General features: G+C 70.7%; 19 protein-coding genes. 4 read left to right on the top strand and 15 right to left on the bottom strand.

Features of this window, described 5'->3' with window-relative positions; genetic code table 11:
• Positions 1–54: 54 nt before the first annotated feature.
• Positions 55–1344 (top strand): helix-turn-helix transcriptional regulator, encoded by a 1290-nt coding sequence (locus IFU30_RS04270; RefSeq protein ID WP_192004428.1) that lies wholly within the window; start codon positions 55–57, stop codon positions 1342–1344.
• A 23-nt stretch (positions 1345–1367) separates the two neighbouring features.
• Here IFU30_RS04270 and IFU30_RS04265 read toward each other — a convergent pair whose 3' ends face one another.
• The 14 genes from IFU30_RS04265 to IFU30_RS04200 form a co-directional block, all read right to left on the bottom strand.
• On the bottom strand, positions 1368–1781 hold the full coding sequence (locus IFU30_RS04265; RefSeq protein WP_137242431.1) for a phage holin family protein: 414 nt from the start codon (positions 1779–1781) through the stop codon (positions 1368–1370).
• A gap of 117 nt (positions 1782–1898) precedes the next feature.
• Positions 1899–2492, bottom strand: coding sequence for a short chain dehydrogenase (locus IFU30_RS04260; protein WP_137242432.1), 594 nt, complete (start codon positions 2490–2492; stop codon positions 1899–1901).
• 51 nt (positions 2493–2543) lie between these two features.
• On the bottom strand, positions 2544–3188 hold the full coding sequence (locus IFU30_RS04255; RefSeq protein ID WP_192004427.1) for a hypothetical protein: 645 nt from the start codon (positions 3186–3188) through the stop codon (positions 2544–2546).
• Positions 3185–3946, bottom strand: coding sequence for a hypothetical protein (locus IFU30_RS04250; RefSeq protein WP_192004426.1), 762 nt, complete (start codon positions 3944–3946; stop codon positions 3185–3187). Before IFU30_RS04250 ends, IFU30_RS04255 begins: the two co-directional genes overlap by 4 nt.
• Entirely contained in the window at positions 3943–4320 is a 378-nt protein-coding gene (locus IFU30_RS04245) for a PadR family transcriptional regulator (protein ID WP_159877445.1), read from the bottom strand. The genes IFU30_RS04250 and IFU30_RS04245 overlap by 4 nt, the downstream gene beginning before the upstream one ends.
• A gap of 69 nt (positions 4321–4389) precedes the next feature.
• A complete protein-coding gene (locus IFU30_RS04240) occupies positions 4390–5001 on the bottom strand; it encodes a DUF1349 domain-containing protein (RefSeq protein WP_192004425.1) in 612 nt (203 codons plus the stop codon).
• Between the two features lie 85 nt (positions 5002–5086).
• Positions 5087–5746: an IMPACT family protein gene (locus tag IFU30_RS04235; protein ID WP_192004424.1), complete on the bottom strand. Its 660-nt coding sequence runs from the start codon at positions 5744–5746 to the stop codon at positions 5087–5089.
• A gap of 41 nt (positions 5747–5787) precedes the next feature.
• Positions 5788–6666, bottom strand: a complete 879-nt coding sequence (locus IFU30_RS04230; protein WP_124768542.1) for a CPBP family intramembrane glutamic endopeptidase — start codon at positions 6664–6666, stop codon at positions 5788–5790.
• 49 nt (positions 6667–6715) lie between these two features.
• Entirely contained in the window at positions 6716–7417 is a 702-nt protein-coding gene (locus IFU30_RS04225) for a hypothetical protein (protein ID WP_192004423.1), read from the bottom strand.
• A complete protein-coding gene (locus IFU30_RS04220; RefSeq protein ID WP_192004422.1) occupies positions 7414–8376 on the bottom strand; it encodes a carbohydrate ABC transporter permease in 963 nt (320 codons plus the stop codon). Before IFU30_RS04220 ends, IFU30_RS04225 begins: the two co-directional genes overlap by 4 nt.
• A complete protein-coding gene (locus tag IFU30_RS04215; protein WP_124768540.1) occupies positions 8376–9284 on the bottom strand; it encodes a carbohydrate ABC transporter permease in 909 nt (302 codons plus the stop codon). The genes IFU30_RS04220 and IFU30_RS04215 overlap by 1 nt, the downstream gene beginning before the upstream one ends.
• 96 nt (positions 9285–9380) lie before the next feature.
• Positions 9381–10649, bottom strand: a complete 1269-nt coding sequence (locus IFU30_RS04210) for an ABC transporter substrate-binding protein (RefSeq protein ID WP_159877435.1) — start codon at positions 10647–10649, stop codon at positions 9381–9383.
• A 116-nt stretch (positions 10650–10765) separates the two neighbouring features.
• A complete protein-coding gene (locus tag IFU30_RS04205) occupies positions 10766–12754 on the bottom strand; it encodes a DUF2264 domain-containing protein (protein WP_192004421.1) in 1989 nt (662 codons plus the stop codon).
• On the bottom strand, positions 12754–13773 hold the full coding sequence (locus IFU30_RS04200) for a hydroxyacid dehydrogenase (RefSeq protein ID WP_197977377.1): 1020 nt from the start codon (positions 13771–13773) through the stop codon (positions 12754–12756). The genes IFU30_RS04205 and IFU30_RS04200 overlap by 1 nt, the downstream gene beginning before the upstream one ends.
• Positions 13774–13901: 128 nt before the next feature.
• Here IFU30_RS04200 and IFU30_RS20830 point away from each other — a divergent pair, with 128 nt between their 5' ends.
• Positions 13902–15860 (top strand): heparinase II/III family protein, encoded by a 1959-nt coding sequence (locus tag IFU30_RS20830; RefSeq protein ID WP_192004420.1) that lies wholly within the window; start codon positions 13902–13904, stop codon positions 15858–15860.
• Positions 15857–17005, top strand: coding sequence for a substrate-binding domain-containing protein (locus IFU30_RS04190; RefSeq protein WP_197977376.1), 1149 nt, complete (start codon positions 15857–15859; stop codon positions 17003–17005). Before IFU30_RS20830 ends, IFU30_RS04190 begins: the two co-directional genes overlap by 4 nt.
• Positions 17006–17088: 83 nt before the next feature.
• On the opposite strand, the gene IFU30_RS04185 is transcribed toward IFU30_RS04190, so the two are convergent.
• Positions 17089–17889, bottom strand: coding sequence for an SDR family NAD(P)-dependent oxidoreductase (locus IFU30_RS04185; RefSeq protein ID WP_192004419.1), 801 nt, complete (start codon positions 17887–17889; stop codon positions 17089–17091).
• Positions 17890–17987: 98 nt separating this feature from the next.
• On the opposite strand from IFU30_RS04185, the gene IFU30_RS20825 reads away from it, so the two are divergent.
• Positions 17988–18593 (top strand): WHG domain-containing protein, encoded by a 606-nt coding sequence (locus tag IFU30_RS20825; protein ID WP_192004418.1) that lies wholly within the window; start codon positions 17988–17990, stop codon positions 18591–18593.
• The last annotated feature ends 61 nt before the right edge of the window (positions 18594–18654 follow it).

The following is an 18654-nucleotide window of genomic DNA, read 5'->3' as shown; positions in this document are numbered from 1 at the left end:
ACGGTTCCACCTACCCGAACGGGTGGGTGTGGACCGATGGGATAGGGTGCGGACATGACCGAACGCACTGTCACCTACCCGGTCGAGCTGCTCGACGGCCTGGCCTCCGTCGCGTCGAGCTCGCTGCTGCGCATCGCCGGTGCGTTCCGGGATGTCCTCGAGCCGGTCGTCGCCCATTCCGCGCTCGTGATCTTCACCGAGGACTGCACCGGTCGCCCCCGGAAGAAGGCCGGCGACCCGGCGATCGTCGAGGGCGTCACGATCGCCGAGCTCGACGCGGTCCGACAGCGCACCCCGCGCGGCCCGGTAACCACGGCGCTCGCTGATGCCGGACCACACGCCGACCGGCCGACGTCGGCGGTGATCGCAGGCGCGGAGCGTCCGATCGCAGCCTGGCTGGCCGAGACCGGCGCCCTCCTCGTCCTGACCGACCCGCAGGGACCGATCGACGACCGGCTCGTCGGCGCCCTCTGGGAGGTCGTCGCTGCCGGTATCCGACAGCAGGTCGCGACGGCGGCCCCCGACTACCTCCGCGACTCGCGGGCCGCGTCGAGCGAGCGGGCCGGCGCGATCGCGGAACTCACCGACGCCCATGCGACGACGCTGGAGTCGATCCTCGCGGTCACCAGGTCGCGGCAGACGTCGCCCGAGGACGCCCGAGCGGCGGTGACCGAGATCGCCTCGGCCGCGATGGTCGAGCTGCGGGCGGTGTCCGACCGCGACCGCCAGCTGGCCGAGGAACCGGTCGCGCGCGCCTTCGCCAGACTCCGCGAGGACCTCCGCCCACTGGCCCGCTTCGGCGGCCCCGAGGTCCAGTTCATCGAGCCGCCCGTCGACGGTCGGGCCCTCCCCGGTGAGGTGGCGCATGCGGGACGGGCGATCGTCCGCGGCACGGTCCTCGCGCTCGTCGAGCAGTCCTCGGTCGGGCGGGTCCGGGTGCAGTGGGACTGCGACGGCAGCAACCTGCTCATCGGCATCCGCGACGACGGCCCCGGCGAGTTGACCGTCGACACCCCGAGCGTGCAGCAGCTCGGCGCTCGCGTCGCGGCACTCCGCGGCAGTCTCGATGTCCAGGCGACGCCCGGGTGGGGCTCGGAGCTGCACGTGACACTGCCGCTCGACCCGCCGCCCGCGACGCAGACCCGCGCAGACTCGGCCGCCGCGCTCACCGAGCGCGAATGGAGCGTGGCCGAGCTGGCCGCCGGTGGAGCACGGAACCGGGCGATCGCCGAGACACTCACCATCAGCGAGAACACCGTCAAGTTCCACATCGCGAACGTCCTGCGGAAGCTCGGCGTCGCGAGCCGCGTCGAGCTGGCAGCCGCCTTGGCAGCCAACCGCTGATCCCGTCCGGGCTGCGCCGCCGCCTACCGCTTCGAGCTCGTACGGCCCCGGTCGCGATCCCGGTCGCCGAACCGTCGCGTGATGAGCGCCCACCCGAGGATCCAGCTCCCGAGCGCCGTGACCAGCCACACCACCAGCGGTGCGAGCACCCAGGCCAGGACACCGCGGATGTGGAGGCCGCCGGGGAGGATCGACGCGACGAAGAGCGACACGAGCGTCGTCACGAGTCCGATGCCGCCGAGGATCGCCGAAGCGTAGCGCCGCGCGAGGCGGAGGATGAACGGCCCGAGGACGCCCTGCGCGATCGTGAAGACGACGACGGCGATGATGAAGCCGCCGAGCGACAGACGGACGCCGGGCACGACCCAGTCGGCGACGAGCAGCCCGATCGCCGAGGACAGCAGACTGACGGCGATGCTGAGCAGGAAGCGGGTCATGTGCCGACCCTAGCGCCGGGTGTCGGCCGCGTCGAGAGCGCGACTGAGCGGAGGCGGATCGTCGCTTGGCGAACGGCCGGACGACGACATGCCTCCCCTCAGGAGTGCCGGGACGGCTCAGTCGAGGGCGAGCACGCGCCCGGTGCCGACCCCCTCGACGGCACGGACGAACGCCAGGCCGACCACGTCGGACGCGACCGGAGGGAAGCCCGGGAACGCGTCGTGGTAGCCGGTGGCCTCGGCCAGCACCGTGGGGCTGACGGCGTTGATGCGGATGCCGCGCGGGAGTTCCGGGGCGGCACCGATCACGAAGGACTCGACCGCCCCGTTGGCCATCGAGGCCGCAGCACCCGTCGCGATCGGCTCGCGGGCGAGGATGCCCGTCGTGAGCGTGAAGGAGCCGCCGTCGCGGACGAACGGGGTCCCGATGCGCACGACGTCGAGCTGGCTGAGCACCTTGCCGAGGAAGGCCGCACGGTAGTCGTCGCGCGTCAACTCCTCGACGGGCTTGAACGGGACCGATCCGACGGCGACGATGACCGCGTCGACCTCGCCCACCTCGGCGAACAGCGCCTCGATCGACGCCTCGTCGGTGGTGTCGACGGCAGGCGTCGTCGAGCGCGACACCGCGATCACCTCGTGACGCTCCGCGAGGGCGTCCTGCGCCGCTCGTCCGACATGTCCACTCGCACCGATCAACAGGATTCTCATGCGGGCGACGCTAGCACCGGCTCCCGACGGCGGCATCGTCGATCGACGGCGTCAGTGGGCGTCGTCCATCCCGGTGACGTGGACGGCGTAGCCGTGGCAGCCGGCGAGCTTCCAGTCGTACGGTTGATCGTCGGGGTTCGTCCCCCACCGGGCCAGGAAGGCGGCGTCGGTCGTCTCGCTCATGACCATGCCGAAGAGCGGATCGAGGATCTTGGATCGATCGTTCGTCCACGCGTACCAGAACCCCTGATCAGCCATGCACTTCGCGATGATCTGCTGCTGTGCCTCCCAGATCCCGTCACTGAGGTACGAGTCGGTGCTGGGCACGATCGAAGCCGGGTCGGTGGTCGCGTCGTACCAACCCTCCGGCGTCTGCGAGTAGTCGACGCCGGACGCCGGCGAGACGGGTTCGCCAGCGTCCGGCGTGGCAGTGGGATCCGCGGGCACCACGGGTTCGACGGGCGAGAGTTCGTCGAGCGACGCTGCGGCCTCGGCGACCGCTTCGAGGGACCGCGCGTCATCAGCGGCCGCCTGGGCGTTCGACACCCCGATGAACACCCCGCCGGCCGCCACCGCGAGCACCCCGCTCATCGCGATGCCGAGCCCGATCCGTCGACGGAGCGTTCCGGGACTCCGGCGGACGGGTGCCACCTCCTGCGCCGCCTCTGGCCCGTCGTGGATCTCGTTCCCGCTCATACCGTCTCCCCCTGCATCGACGCCGCTGCGTCCCGTTCCGCCGTTCGGCGACCCCCCGGCCACCACCACACCGCGGCTCCGATGAACCCGAGCGCAGCACCCACGCCGATCGCCACACTCATCACCCACCACGGTTCGACACCGGCGCCGTGCGAGCTCAGGCGGGACACGATGAGCACGCCGGTCGCGCTGACGCGGTACATGATGTCGCCCGCGAGCACGCCGATGAGGACCGCTGCGGGCGCCAGGAGCCCCGCGCCGAGCCATCGACTGCGTCGCCGCAGCGACAGCACGAGCCCCACGACGCCCAGGACCGCGGCGACCGCCACACCGAGCGCGCCCGCCGGCACCTCGACGACGTCGCCGATGACGAGCGCACGGACGATCCGAACGAGGAGGAACAGTGCCGCTCCGGTGACCAGGACGCCGCCCGTGACCACGAGGGCTGCGAGGACGTCGCCGGCCCGCCGCATGCCGAGCGGCATCGGATCGACGCCGTGGCCCGCGCGCAACTGCCCGGAGCGCCACGAGAGGTCATGCGGGATCCCGCGGATGGCCCGCAGCATGATGTCGCGCCGGAGCCGTTGCGGCGTGACGCCCGCTTCCTCGGCCCAGACGGCGTGCTCGTGCAGGTCGGACGCGATCTCGTCGCGGCGCTCCCCGGCGACATCGGGCGAGAGGTCGCGCGTGTACCACCCGCACCAGTTCAGGACCCGGTGGGCTGCCGCGCGGTACTCCGGCGTCCGGATGGCGGTCACGCGATCGCCCCCTGCGTCCATGCCGCACCCGCCGGCCTCGCCGCGGCGGCCTGCTCTCCGGCGATCCTCGCGTGCTCCCGATCCCGGGCCGTCGCGCCTTCACCGGTGATCCGGTACAGCCGCCGACGGGGGCGACCCTCCGCCTCCGCGACCTCCGGGTCCTCCCAGGTCGCCTCGATCAGGCCGGCGTCGGCCATCCGCGACAGGGCCTTGTAGAGCGTGCCGTGGGCGGTGAGGGCGGCGTCCCCGGCTTCGGCGAGCTGCTTGGCGAGGGCGAACCCGTAGAAGCTCCCCTCGGTCGACTGCAAGACGGTGCCGACGTCGAGGATGTCGAGCTCGAGCGGGAAGAGCGTGCCGGGTCGTCTGCGTGCCATGGAGCCACTATAGGAAGATAGATTCCGATACGTCAACTCCGGATCCGCGGACGCATCGGTCGAGGACGACTAGCTCCCGTCGCGGAGGTCCGTCGGGGGTGTTGCACCGAACGCGATCTCGTCGAACCGCGCCTCACAGGGTGGACCGAGCGGCGCCTGCGAGAGGAACCCGACGCGCACCGGAGCGTCGCTGTGCAGACGGAAGACCCGGACGAAGTCCCACGTGACACCGTCGGTCGAGCTGTGGAACGCCCACGCCTCGCCGAGACGACTCACGCGCATCCACACGTGGTCGGCCGTGACGTGCGTCGAGTTCACGTCGTCAGACCAGGTGTTCGTCACGACGCTCACCACCATCGCCTGCCCCTGGGGCGACTGCTCGAAGCAGAGCTTGGCCCAGTGCTCGTCGTCGATCCAGAGTGCGAGGGCACCGGCGTCGAAAGTACTGCGCTCGCCCACGACCGCGACCCGTGCCGAGAGCGTGAAGTGGTCGGGTGCGTCGAAGGCGAGCGCCGTGGCACGCAACTCACGCGGCCCACCGAGCGAGCTGTTGCTCCAGTCGACGCCGGCGGCGGAGGTGAGGGTGAGCGCTCCGGCATCGGCGTCGAACGATGCGATTCCGGGGGTCGAGGTCCAGGCGAGGTCGGGAAGCCCGTCGATGCGGGTCACGTCGGTGTGCATGGTCCGACCCTATCGGGACCGCGTCTTCCCCTGAGTCGCCCGGATCTGCTCGGCATCCGGCCGACTCCGTGCAGATCCGGGCAGCTCAGCGAGGCGCCGGGACGTCGACGACGCGTTCCTCCCGGACGGCTACGGCGAGCGAACCGTTGGAGGCCGACGCGACGTCGGCCTGGAGCCGCTCCAGCTCCGCCGGCGGCACCCACAGTTCCAGCTCCGCCTGCGCCCCGTAGGTCTGATCGCCGAGCGTCGCGCCGTGGCTACCGGCCCAATCGCGCAGCAGGTTGTCGTACCGCCCGGCCTCGGCGTGCGGGACGACGAGGGTCGCGCGGGTCAGCGTCTCACGGCGCACGTGCGAGGCGAGGTCGAGGGTCTCGGAGGCCGCCGAGGAGTAGGCACGGACGAGCCCGCCCGCCCCGAGCTTGACGCCGCCGAAGTACCGCGTGACGACGACGACCACGTCGGTCAGTTCCCGCCGCCGGATGACCTCGAGGATCGGCATCCCCGCCGTGCCGGACGGTTCACCGTCGTCGGACGAGCGGGCCTGGTCGCCGAGCAGCCCGGTGACCATCGCGACGCAGTGGTGTCGTGCGTCCCACGCCTGCTTCTTCACCCGCGCGATGACCGCTTCGGCGTCCTCCGGCGACGCGACCGGGTGCGCGAGGCCGAGGAAGCGCGACTTCTTGATCACGAGTTCGTGCTCGACCGGCGCGGCGATCGTCGCCGGGTACTGCCGCGCGGTGGTCATCCGTCCGAGCGTACTCGGCCGGTCGATGAGGCCCGTTCGGCCTACGGCCGCAGCACGTCGTCGGCCGGGTGGGCCTGCACGTGCCCACGGACGAAGATCAAGCCGATCACGGCCACGAGCATGATGAGCAGGTTGGCCGGACCGGCGATCGCCAGGAACACGCTCTGACCGGCGGCGGCTCCCGCGTGGTCGATCCCACCGGTCGAGAGGAAGAGCGTCGGGTCGTAGAGTCCGTGGATCAGGATCGGCCAGATGAGGTTGCCGGTCACCCGGAGCGTCAGGTACATGCACACGCCGAATCCGAAGGTGTAGACGACGGTCACGAGCACGGTCGTGACCGGTTGGCCCGACAGGAGGTTGGAGGCGTGCAGCAGGGCGAAGACCAGCGAGGAGACCACCATGACGATCCACTCCGAGCTGCCGGCGTCGCGCAGCATCTTCACGACCAGGCCGCGGGTCAGGATCTCCTCGGCGAACCCGATGAACACCCCGGACAGCATCGCGACAGCGACCACGGAACCCTCGTAGCTCCCGTAGTCGATGCCGAGCAGGCGCAGGACGACCGCGGCGAGGATCACGATCGGTGCGACCCACATCCACCACCGGCCGCGGATGGGCTGCCTTCCGAACAGCTCCCGGAACCATCCGACCGAGAGGACGAAGCCGGCCAGGAGGAGGGAGCCGACGACGAGCGGCAGCATGAGCCCGAAGAACACGCTCTGCGGGGTCGCGAAGACGTCCTCGCCGATCTGCGAGCCGAAGAGCTGCCCGACGACCCATCCGGCACCGAGGTACAGGGCGAGGTAGACGATCGCCAGCAGGAACGCCCGCCCGACACCGCCCTTCGCCCAGAAGTCGTGCCATCCGCTGGTGGTGAGTGTCCGCTGACCGCTGTGCCCGTGACCTCTGTGCTCGCCCATGCGTCGATCCAACCACTCAACCGAGCCGAGCGTCGGACAATCCGCGTCGTCAGTCGGCGAGCGCCGCCGCGGCGTTGCTCCAGACCGCGTAGAGGACGAAGCCGCCGAGGGCGAGGAGCCCGAGCACCGGTTGTGCCAGGACGATGACCGCCCAGGCGGCCAGGAGGACAAGCGAGAGCAGCGAGGTGCCCGGCCGACGGACGGTCCGGACGAGCCCGCCGAGCAGCTGGGCCCGGAACCGCAGGCCCGGAGCGGGCGCCAAGCCGGCGAACACGCCGAAGGCTGCGAGGACCGCGAGCAGCAGCACGACGACGAGCAACGGCCCGAGCAGCATCGCGAACGGCGTCCCCCACACGGCGACGATGTCGATCACGACGACGAACGTGAGCGCACACACGAGCGACCACACGGCGAGCGCCGGTCGCCACGTCCGCAGGAGGCCGATCCCGACCTCCCGCAGCGGCCCGGCATCGGCGGCGTCGCGCGACCGCTGGAACGACCAGCAGCCGGCGGCGAAGGCGGGGCCGAGCGGGAGCGAGCACAGCAGCAGGAACGGCCAGCTCGCGAGCGGCTCGGCGACGAGGACGATCGCGGCCGCCAGCGGGAGCGCGCCGATCCCGACGCCGACGCCGACCATGAGGGATCGGTACACGACGCCGAACACCGACTCGAAGGTCTCCCGGCGCGGCTGCAGCAGTCCGCGCACGCCGCCGGCACGGTTGTCCGTGCGCCGCTCGGTCACCGCGCTCATCCCTTCATCCCGCTCGTCGCGATGCCCTGGATGAAGTAGCGCTGGCCGAGGAGGAAGATCAGCACGATCGGGATGACGGAGACGACGGACCCGGCCATGATGAGCGCGTATTCGGCGTCGTACTGCCCGACGAAGGAGCGCAGACCGAGCTGCACGGTCCAGAGGTCGTTGCTCGTCAGGTAGATGAACGGACCCATGTAGTCGTTCCAGGTGGAGACGAAGGTCAGCAGCGCGAGGCTCGCGAGCGCCGGCTTCGTCAGCGGCAGGATGATCCGCCACCAGATCGCGTACTCGTTGAGGCCGTCGATGCGGGCGGCCTCGCTCAGTTCGTCGGGGATGGTCAGGTAGTACTGCCGCATGAGGAAGACCCCGAAGGCGCCGAACGCCTGCAGCAGGATGATCGAGAGGTGCGTGTTCACGAGGCCGGCGTTCTGCATCATGATGTACTGCGGGATCATGTAGGCCTGCCACGGCACCGCGATCGTCGCGATGTAGGCCACGAACAGCACGTCACGTCCCTTGAAGTGCATCTTCGAGAAGCCGTAGGCGGCGAAGCTCCCGGTGAGCACCTGCAGGATCGTGATGGTGACCGATAGGAACAGCGAGTTCTTGAGGTAGGTCAGCATCGGGATGCGGGTCCAGATGTCGACGTAGTTCTGCCAGACGAACTCGGTGGGGATCCACTGGACGGGGATCGAGAACACCTCGTTGTTCTGCTTGAGCGACGACGAGACCATCCAGAAGAACGGGACGAAGATGATCGCCGTCAGTGCCGCAAGCATGATGTAGATGAGCACGCGGCGCAGCGGCGAGATCGGACCGTGGCGGCGCACCCGGGTGCGCTTGCCTCCAGCACCGGGCAGCACGGGCGGGGTGATGGCGTCGGTGACCTCGGCGATCGCGACCTCCGCCTGCGACGGGACCGTGGACGAGGCACGCGTGGTGGCACTGGTCGACATCAGCGTTCCTTCCTCTGCTGCAGCTTGAACTGGACGACGGTGAAGACGAGCACGATGACGAACAGCACGAGCGAGATCGCCGAGGAGTATCCGAAGCGGTTCTCGGTGATGCCCTCGCGGTAGATGAGCTGCGAGAGGACGAGCGTGGACCGGCCTGGGCCGCCTCCCGTCATGACGACGATGAGGTCGAACACCTTGAAGCTCGCGATCGTCACCATGATGAGGACGAAGAAAGTCGTCGGACGCAGCGACGGGATCGTGATGTTCCAGAACCGCTGCCAGGCGTTCGCACCGTCGACCTCGGCGGCCTCGTAGTACTCCTGCGGGATCGCCTGGAGCCCCGCGAGGTAGAGCACCATGTAGTAGCCCATGTCGCGCCACACGCTCGTGATGATCACCGCGGGCATCGCCCACGCGGAGCTCGTCGTCCAGCCGGGCGGGTCGGCGACACCGATGAGCTCGAGGAACTGGTTGATCGGGCCGGCGGTGGGGTTGAAGAGCATGTTCCACACGACGGCGACGGCGACGAGTGAGGTGATGTACGGGAAGAACATCGCGGTGCGGAAGAAGCCGAGGCCGCGCAGCTTGCGGTTGAGGAGCAGTGCCAGGCCGAGCGACGCGAGGATCGTGAGCGGGATGTGCCCGGCCGCGTAGTAGGCGGTGTTGCCGAGCGCGATCCAGAAGGACTCGTCACGCATCATGCGCGCGAAGTTCGCGAACCCGACCCACTCGGGCGGTGAGTACGAGTCCCACTTCATGAACGCGATGACGAACGCCGCGCACATCGGGATGAGGGTCAGGAGGGCGAAGCCGATGAAGTTCGGCAGGATGAAGCTCCAGCCGACGAGCGCATTCCTGCGGACGCGACTGCTGGAGCGGGTGCGTTGCGGTGGGGCTGCGATCGCCATGACGAGCCTTTCGAGGACGGTGGTGCGGGGTCGGTGGGGACGCGCCGGGCGGACGCGGGGATCGCGGGGCCGAGCGTGCCGGCCCCGCGATCGCGACTAGTCGACGAGGACGTCGTTCTTGACGCGGTCCTGCATCTTCGTGATGGCGTCGTCGACGTCCGACTCGCCGACCATGATGAGGTCGTGCTCCTCGTCGAGGATCGAGCTGACGTCGGAGGAGTACTCGCTCACGGGCATCTCGAGGACGACGTCCTTCGGCTCCTGGAACGCCTTGACCGAGAGGTCGTCGGTCGGGAGGGCCGTGAACGCCGCGGTGACGTCGTCGGACTGGTACGCGGGGACGACACCGATCGCCGCGATGGCCTTCGCACCGGCCTCGCTCGCGGCGAACTCGAGGAAGGTCTTCGCGGCGGCCTGGTGCGTGGAGTTCTTGTTGACGGCGAACGCGGTCGGCGAACCGAACGTCACCGTCTCCTCACCGGCCTTGAGCTGCGGCATCTGCGCGACACCCCAGTCGACGTCGGTCGCGCCGCTCTCGATCGACTGCGCGATGCCCGCGATGTACCAGGTGCCCATCGGCATCATCGCGGCCTTGCCGGTCTCGAACATGGTGCGGTAGCTGATCTGCTGGGTCTTCGCCGTGCCGTAATCGAGTGCGTAGCCCTTGTCCTGCAGGTCGAGGGTGAGGTCGTACTGGTCCTGCATGAAGCCGTAGTCGCCGCTGATCAGGTCGCCACCGGTCTGGGCTGCGGCGATCGACTGGACGACTGAGCGCCAGTAGTGGTTGTACGTGCCGTAGACCTTGGAGTCCCCGTCGCCCGAGGTGAGCTTCGCCGCGATGTCCGCGTACTCGTCCCAGGTGAGGTTGTCGGGGTGCTCGATGCCGGCCGCGTCGAAGATGGCCTTGTTGTAGTACAGCAGCCAGAAGTCCTGGCGGTACGGCGCCGCGTAGTAGGTGTCGTCGAGGGCGAACGGCTCGATCCCGGCGAGCTTGTCCGCGCCGATGTCGTCGACGACGTCGCCCACGTCGACGAGCTGGCCACGGTTCGCGTAGCGCGCGTAATCGGTCACGTTCTTCATGGTGAGGACGTCGGTCTTGTCGCCGCCCGCGAGCATCGTCGTGACCTTGTCGGAGTAGTCGTCGGCGAGGATGTCGACGGGCTCGATCGTGATGTCGGGGTGCTCGGCCTCGAAGGCGTCGAAGAGCGCCTTGAACTCGGGCGTCTGGTCGTAGTTCCAGACCGAGACGCTGAGCGTGACGGGGCCGTCCTCGTCCTGCTGGGCGGAGCCGGCACCTGAGCAGCCGGTGAGGGCGAGGCCGGCTGCTGCGGCGATCGCGGAGATGGTCAGGATGGGTCGCTTCATTGCGGATGCTCCTCGGTGAGTAGTGGTGCTGTCGGTGGTGATGGCGGTGCTGGTGGCGGTGCTGGTGGCGGTGCTGGTGGGACGGGGATGCTGCGGGGTGGAGCGGTCGGTGGGCGTCAGTGCGACGCGGGCAGGTCGAGCGACGTCGTCGCGCCGTCCGGCCAGGTGATGGTGCGGGCGGTGGACCCGGCGACGCCCGGCTGCGTGGCGCCGTCCAGGAGGAGCGCGAACGCGTGCCAGTGGTCCGGGCGGACGGGACCGTCGGTCTCGCACCACGGCGTGCCCGAACGGGGTCCGAGCGGGGTGGCGTCGTCGAGGTCCCGGACGCCCGACCGGAGCGCGCCGGTCGGAAGCGGGTCGTGCTCGCTCGGGAGCGCGACGACGACCGAACGCACGCCGTCGGCGACGGCGACCGCCGAGGTCGGGTCGGTGGCGACGGCCAGGTCACGACCGCTGACGGTCCACCCGCCGACACGCAGTGCGCCGAGCGGGACCTCGTCGCCGGCGCCCGGGACGACGCGGACGAACCGCACCTCCCAGGGCCCGCGGACGGCTGAGCAGAGGTCGATCCGCGCGCCGGTCCGGGTCCGGTCCGCGGCGTGGCCGTGGCCATGGTCCGGGCCGTCGGCATCGGCGTCGATCCAGCGGGCGAGACCGGAGGACGTCGACCAACCGGTGGACGATCCGTCGGAGGTCGGCAGCGGCGTCAGGGGACCTCTGGTGAACCCGGAACGGTGACTCGGGACACCCTCGGCGTCCAGAAGCACGACCGATCCGTCGAACGGGTCGCGGGCATCGGCGGAGAGCACCGGCGCGGTCGCCGTCGAATACCCGAGGCGTGCGTACAGCGGGGCGTCGCGTTGGGCGACGCCGTCGTTCGCGTGGTCCGTCCCGTGGTTGACGACACGGACGATGCCGTCGGCGGTCGTCCCGCTGACGATCCAGCCCGGGGCGACGATGGTGCGGAGGACGTCGCCCCGCTCGATCGGCAGTGGTTCCTCGACGGCCGTCCAGACGGCGTGGTCGGCCGGGAGCGCCAGACCGAGCATGCCCTTCGCCGCCCAGTAGGGCGAACCGGGGCCGGAGTAGGACTGTGCGAGCTGCCGCCACTCGTGGTGCCAGCCGAGCGTCAGGATCCCTCGGTCGTCCGGCGCTCCGGCGGCGTCGAAGTGCGACACGACGCCACTGGCCGCCCGACGGACGAGTCCCGGCGACAGCGCGGTCGAACCGGCCATCGCACCGGCCCAGAACGGCGCGGCGGCGGCGAAGCGGTAGATGAGACTCCGCCCCTGCACGAGCGGCGAACCGTTCGCGCCGACGAGCGTGACGGCGTCCTCCAGGTAGCGGTCGAGGTGGGCGTCGTAGCGGTCGAGCCGAGCCTGATGCGGGTGGCCCGGCGCGAGCATCGTGCGCCACAGCACCGGATAGAGGTGGAGCGCCCACCCGGTGTAGTGGTCGTAGGCGCGCGTGCCGCCGTCGGCGAACCAACCGCCCTCGCGGAAGAAACCGTCCGCGATCGCGAGGTCCTCCTCGATGTCCGCCTCCGAGAACGGGCCGCCGACCGTGCGCAGGAACTCCTCGACGACGATGCGGAACCACACCCAGTTGATGGGCGGGTACGGCTGGCCGATCACGGTGGCGAGCCAGTCGATCGTCGTGCGCTTGGTCCGGTCGTCGAGACGGTCCCAGAGTTCGGCACGGGTGAGGTGGAGTCCGATCGCGATGGCTGCGGCCTCGACCTTGGCCTGGTCGACCTCATCGGGCCGCGGCCACCGCTCCGGGGAGTCCGGGTCGGTGCCCACTGCGAGGCCGGCGGCGTAGCGCTCGACGAGGTCGCCCGTCCGTGCGGGATCACCGGCGATGCGGAAGGCGGCGAGCATGAACGTCCGAGCGAACCCCTCCAGCCCGTCGATGTCGGAGCCGTAGCCGCCTGGCGCACCCGGGAACAGGATGCGGGCACGACCGGGCGAGGTGAAGGGTTCGGCACCGCCGAGCAGCCGGTCCGCGAGGTCCTCCCAGTGCCTGCGCGTCCAGCCGGTCGACGGTGAGAGGGTGCGGTCCAGGGCGAGTGTCTCCGACGCCGGGGCGGTCAGGAGCGCGACCATCAGGCGCTCACCCCCAGGTCGGCGACCCGGACGGCTTCGCGCGGGTCCTCGCCGTTGAGGAACCGCTCGAGGTCGTCGAGCGCCGCGTCCGTCATGCGCAGCGTCTCCCGGCCGAGGGAGCCCGCGATGTGCGGGGTGATCGAGACGTTCGGGAGGTCGAGCAGCGGCGAGTGCACGGGCAGCGGTTCCGGGTCGGTGACGTCGAGGATCGCGTCCAGACGTCCGCTCGCGCACTCCGCCGCGAGGGCGTCGGTGTCGAGCAGGCTCCCGCGGGCCGTGTTGATCACCGTGGCGCCGTCCGGGAGCGCCGCGAGCTGGGCAGCCCCGATCATGCGCTTCGTCTCCGGGAGCTCCGGGGCGTGCAGCGAGAGCACGTCGACGTTCGGCAGGAGCTCGTCGAGCGGGACGAGTCGGGCTCCGGCCGCGGCGACGGCCGTGGCGTCGGCGTAGGGGTCGGCGACGAGCACCTCGACCGCGTCGAGCTGCTGGAGCAGGGCGACGACGCGACGGCCGATGCGCGAGAAGCCGACGACGCCCACGCGGCGTCCGAGGTTGGACAGGTTCGTGGTCTCGAGCAGGGTGCGCCACTCGCGACGGTGCGCCCGCGGGTCGCGGGCGAAGACCTGTGCCCGCTTGCCGGCGAGCACGATCGAGGCGAAGGTGAACTCGGCGACCGGGATGGCGTTCGCCTCGGCGGCCGTGGTGACGACGATGCCGCGCTCCCAGACCGCGTCGGTCACGAGCGAGCGGACCGTGCCGGCGCAGTGGAAGACCGCGCGCAGCCGGGGCATGCGGTCGAGTCGCTCCGCCGTGAGCGGCGGGGTGCCCCACGAGGTGATGAGCACCTCGACCTCCGCGAGCCGTGCGGTGAGCGCCGGGTCGTCGAGGTCGCCGGTGGTCTCGTCGTCGCGGACCTCGCACAGTGCGTGGAGCCGGGCCAGGCGGGCGTCGTCGAAGAGCGTCGAGAACACGTCGGGCCACATGGCGACCAGGGCTGCGGGGCGCGCGGCGTTCGACATCTGGTGCTCTCCTTCGAGTGGGCCGCGGTTGCATGCGGTTGTCAGGTAGTGAATACTCCAATCCGATCGGAGTCAAAACAGTCGATCACAAACGAACAAGCTCGATCGAAGATGATCATGGAGACGTCGTGCATCCACCCTCGCAGACCGCACCCGCCACACCGGCCACCGATGAGCGGCGTCGGTCGCACGGCCCGTTGGTGACGGCGTGGTCACAGCGCCCAGCGACCGCACTGCAGTCCATCGTGCCGGACGGCGACTGGAGCTCGATCGACCGACGGCTGCTCGACTCCTTCGTCGCCCAGGCGACGCGCGAGTCCGCGGCCACCGACCGCGCGGCGGCGCCCTGGCCCCAGCCGCTCTTCTCGCAGTACAGCGCCTATCCGCTGATCGGGGAGCGCCTCTGCTACGAGACGGCGGTCGGTGACCGACTCGCACGCCTCTCCCGCGCCGTGGTCCTCGCCGCCGCGTCTGCAGCCGGTGTCGAGGTGACCGCACCGCTCGACCCGCTCGCCGAGGTCGCCGACGGCCTGTGGCTCCTCGCGGAGCAGACGACCTGGTGCTGGGCGGCCCACGACGACGCGTTCCGCCGGTTCGGGACGGTCACGCCGTCGCTCGGCGAACCGTTCCTCGACCTCGGCGCCGGTGAGGCGGTCGCGGCCGTCGCCTGGGCGATCGCCGTCCTCGGCGACGAGCTCGACGAGCGCTACCCGGGGCTGACCGATCGGCTGCAAGCCGAGGCCGAGCACCGGGTGTTCCGGCCGTTCCTGGACCGCGACGACTGGCACTGGCTCGGCCTCGATGTCGATCCTGACGGCGAGCCGGTCGTCCTCCACAACTGGAACCCCTGGATCCTCGGCAACACGATCGCCGCGGCAGCGGTGCTCTGCAGCCCCGACCGCGCCGAGCTCGTCATCGACCGAGCCGTCGACGGCATCGACCGCTACCTGGCGGGCCTCCCTCGGGACGGCGCGATCGACGAGGGCTGGGAGTACTGGTGGAACGGAGCGGCTCGCGCCCTCGAGGCGGTCGAGACCCTCGATCGTCTCGCCGGAGGTCGCCTCTCGCTCGACGTCCTCGACCTGCTGCCCGAGTCACTGCGCTTCCCGCTGCGGATGCAGCTGTCCGCCGACTGGTACGTGAACGTCGCGGATGCCCGAGCACGCGGTGATCGCACGCTCCCGTTCGATCTCCTGCATCGCTGGGGCCGGCGACTCGAGCTGCCGGACGTCGTCGCGTACGCCACGGCGCATCGCGATCCCGACGCACCCGTCGCCACGGACCGGGCCGGACTCGGACGTCTCGTCCGCGTCTGCCTCGATCGTGAGTGGGCGGTCGCTGACGCCCGGAGCGCAGCCCTGCCGCTGCCGGCTTCGGTCGACCTGCCGTCGATCGGCATGAGTCTCGCCCGTGAGCACGACGGGCGATCCGACGGACTCGCGGTCAGCCTCAAGGGCGGCCACAACGACGAGAACCACAACCACAACGACCTGGGGAGCGTGATCGTCGCACTCGACGGCGTCCCCGCGGTCATCGATCCCGGGCGGCCCACCTACGACGCGCGGACCTTCGGCCCGGACCGCTACGACATCTGGTGCATGCGCAGCGACTGGCACAGCGTCCCGGCACCGCGCGGTCTGTTGCAGCAGCACGGACCGGAGTTCGCGGCGCGCGATCGCCGGGGCGGAGACCATGGCGCACAGGCGAGCTGGTCGATGGACCTCGCCGCGGCCTACGGACTGGCGGAGCACGAACACTGGCGCCGGACCGCGACGCTCGACCGCACGGCGTCACGGGTCGTGATCGAGGACGTCTGGACGCTCGACGACCCGGCGGGCACGGCCATCACCCTGATGCTGTGGGGCGACGTGACCGAGGTCGATCAGGCGACCCTGCACCTCCACCGGCCGGTCGCCGGCGTCCGGGACGTGATGCTCCAGCACGACGCGGATGAGGTCGCGATGGAGGTCGTCCGACTCGACGACGCGATGATGCGGTCGTCCTGGGGCGAGACGATCACCCGCGTGCGGCTGCTGCCACGTCCCGATGCGGATCGTCTGCTCGTCACCGTGGAGGCCGCACGATGAGCGACGACGACGTCTCCGGCGACCGGGGACCGACGGGCGGCACGGGACCCTCACAGGTCTTCGGCATCGAGCGCCGCGAACGGATCATGGACGAGGTCCGACGCAACGGTTCCGTCGTCGTCCGCGAACTCGCCGTCATCCTCGGCGTCACGGAGCTGACGATCCGACGCGACATCACCGCGCTCGCCGACCTCGGGCTCGTCACGCGGGTCCACGGTGGCGCGACCGCCCGGAGCTCCCTCGACCAGACGGTCGCGCGATCAGCCGACGCCGCCGGCCCCGCCAGGTACCGCATCGGCATGGTCGTGCCGTCGCTCAGCTACTACTGGCCGCAGATCGTCAACGGTGCCCGCGCCACGGCCGCCCTCAGCCGATCGCAGCTCGTGCTCCGCGGCTCGTCCTACGACCCGGCCGACCAGCGCCGGCAGATGGCCGCGCTCGTGGAGACGGGTGGGATCCACGGGCTCATCGCCGCACCCGACACCGCGGGCCAGGACGGGTACGCCCTCCTCGCCTGGCTCGATGCGCTGCCGATCCCGGTCGTGCTGGCCGAGCGTCGCGCGCCGTCCTCGCTCGCGCTGCGGTCGCTCGAGTGGGTCACGACGGACCACGAGTTCGGCGCGGTGCTCGCCGTCCGCCACCTGTACGAGCAGGGGCACCGCCGCATCGGCATCGCCGCGGCACGGCACTCCCCCACCTCCGACCACCTGCGGCGCGGCTGGGCCAGGGCGTCCGCGGACCTGGGGCTGGACACGGGACTGACGGTGAACGCCGAGATCGACGACGTCGAGAACGGCGCCAGGGACGCCCGGCTGGGTGCGCTCGTCGACGAATGCCTCGCCACGGGGACCACCGCGCTGTTCGTGCACGCCGATCCGCAGGCGATCCTGCTCGAGCACCACTGCCTCGACCGCGGCGTGCGGATCCCCGAGGATCTCGCGATCGTCGCCTACGACGACGAGGTGGCGGAGAACGGCGAGCCGCCCATCACCGCGCTGCGCCCGCCGAAGCAGCACATCGGTCGGATGGCCGTCGAGACGATGGTCGCCCGTCTGTCCGAGGGCCGTCGTCGCCCGACGCAGCGCACCCAGGTCCTCCCCGAGCTGCAGGTCCGCGCCTCCTCCCTGACCGCGCCGCCCGCCTGAGTCGCCCGGATCTGCACGAAATCGGCCGCTGAGTCGCCCGAATCTGCGCGAAAGCGGGCGAATTTCGTGCAGATCCGGGCGACTCAGCGGGCCATCCGCACGCCGCCGAGGACGCGGGCGCTCGTGCGCGCGAGCGTGCGACGCGACAGCAGCCGGGTCGCGAGCGCGGTGAGGTGGTTGCTGCGGCCGGACACGACACTGGGGCCACCGTCAGCCCGGTCGAGCGCGCGGAACGCGGTGTCGATGACCTGCGCGCTCGTCTGCTTGCGGCCGACGGCAGCGTCTTCGCTCCCGACGACGTCGAAGAACTCGGTCTCGGTCGGCCCGGGGCTCACGGCGAGCACCCGCAGCCCGGTGCCGTGGGCCTCTGCCCAGAGCGCCTCGGTGAAACTCAAAACGAACGCCTTCGTCGCGCCATAGACAGCCATGCCCGGCGTCGGCTGGTAGGCAGCGGTGCTCGCGACCGTCACCAGGGCGCCGGAGCCCTCGAGCAGCTGCGGCATGAATGCACGCGTGAGCTCGACGAGGGTCCCGACGTTGAGTTGGATCTCTCCCGTCATGCGCTCCGGGTCCGCCTGGTCGAAGGCACCGTGGCTGCCGAACCCGGCGTTGTTGACGAGCGAGGTGATCCGGATGCCGCGGCGATCCAGCTCCTCGTGGAGTGACTCGGCGGCACCCGCGACGCCGAGGTCGGCTGGCACGACCGTGACCTCGACACCCGAGGCGGACCGGAGTTCGGCCGCCAGCGCTTCGAGGCGATCCGCGCGCCTTGCGACGAGCACCAGGTTCGACCCGCGGTTCGCGAACCGTCTGGCGAACTCGACGCCGAGGCCGGAGCTCGCGCCCGTGATGAGTGCGGTGCCACCGCGGAGATCGAGTGTCATGGAGGAATCCTTCAGCTGGCGGTGCACAAATGTTGTCAGTGACATCATCACCGTCTTCGCTTGTGTTGTCAATGTCAACATGACGGTAGGCTCGTCTCGTGCCAGCTCAGCCCTACCACCACGGAGACCTCCGCCGGACGCTCCTCGAGGCCGCCGCAGCCAGCCTCGAGACGGACGGCGTCGACGAGCTGTCGCTGCGCCGCCTCGCCCGTGACGCCGGCGTCAGCCACGCGGCACCGAGCCGACATTTCCGCGACAAGCAGGCCCTCCTCGACGCGCTCGCCGAAGACGGTTTCCGTCGCCTCTCTGCGTCGCTCGAGCGGCCGACCGAAGCCGAGGTCACGTCGTCGGCAGGGGCCCGAGAACAGGTCGACGCACTGGCCCGAGCGTACGTCGGCTTCGCGCTCGCTCAGCCGACACTCCTCTCGCTCATGTTCGGCCTCAAGCACGCGCCCGATGCCCGCGAGGAGCTGCTCGCCGCCGGCCACGCCTCGATGGAGATCGTCGTCCGGGTCGTCACCGCGGGGCAGGAGATCCGGGCGATCACCGGCGGCGATCCGCACCACATCGCGCTCGTCGCCTTCGCGACCTTCCACGGCATCGCCGCACTCGCCTCTGGCGGCCTGCTCGACGGAGTCCCGGCCGACGACCTCGTGACGAGCGCCGTCGACCTCTTCTGGCGGGGCCTCACTCCCGAGGCTTGAGTCGCCCGGATCTGCACGAAAACGGGCGGAGTTCGTGCAGATCCGGGCGACTCAGCGGGCC

This window comes from Plantibacter sp. CFBP 8798 (genome assembly GCF_014841195.1).
Lineage (GTDB): Bacteria > Actinomycetota > Actinomycetes > Actinomycetales > Microbacteriaceae > Plantibacter > Plantibacter auratus.
Note: the sequence above shows the minus strand (reverse complement) of the source record. Positions and strands in the feature narration are given on the sequence as shown.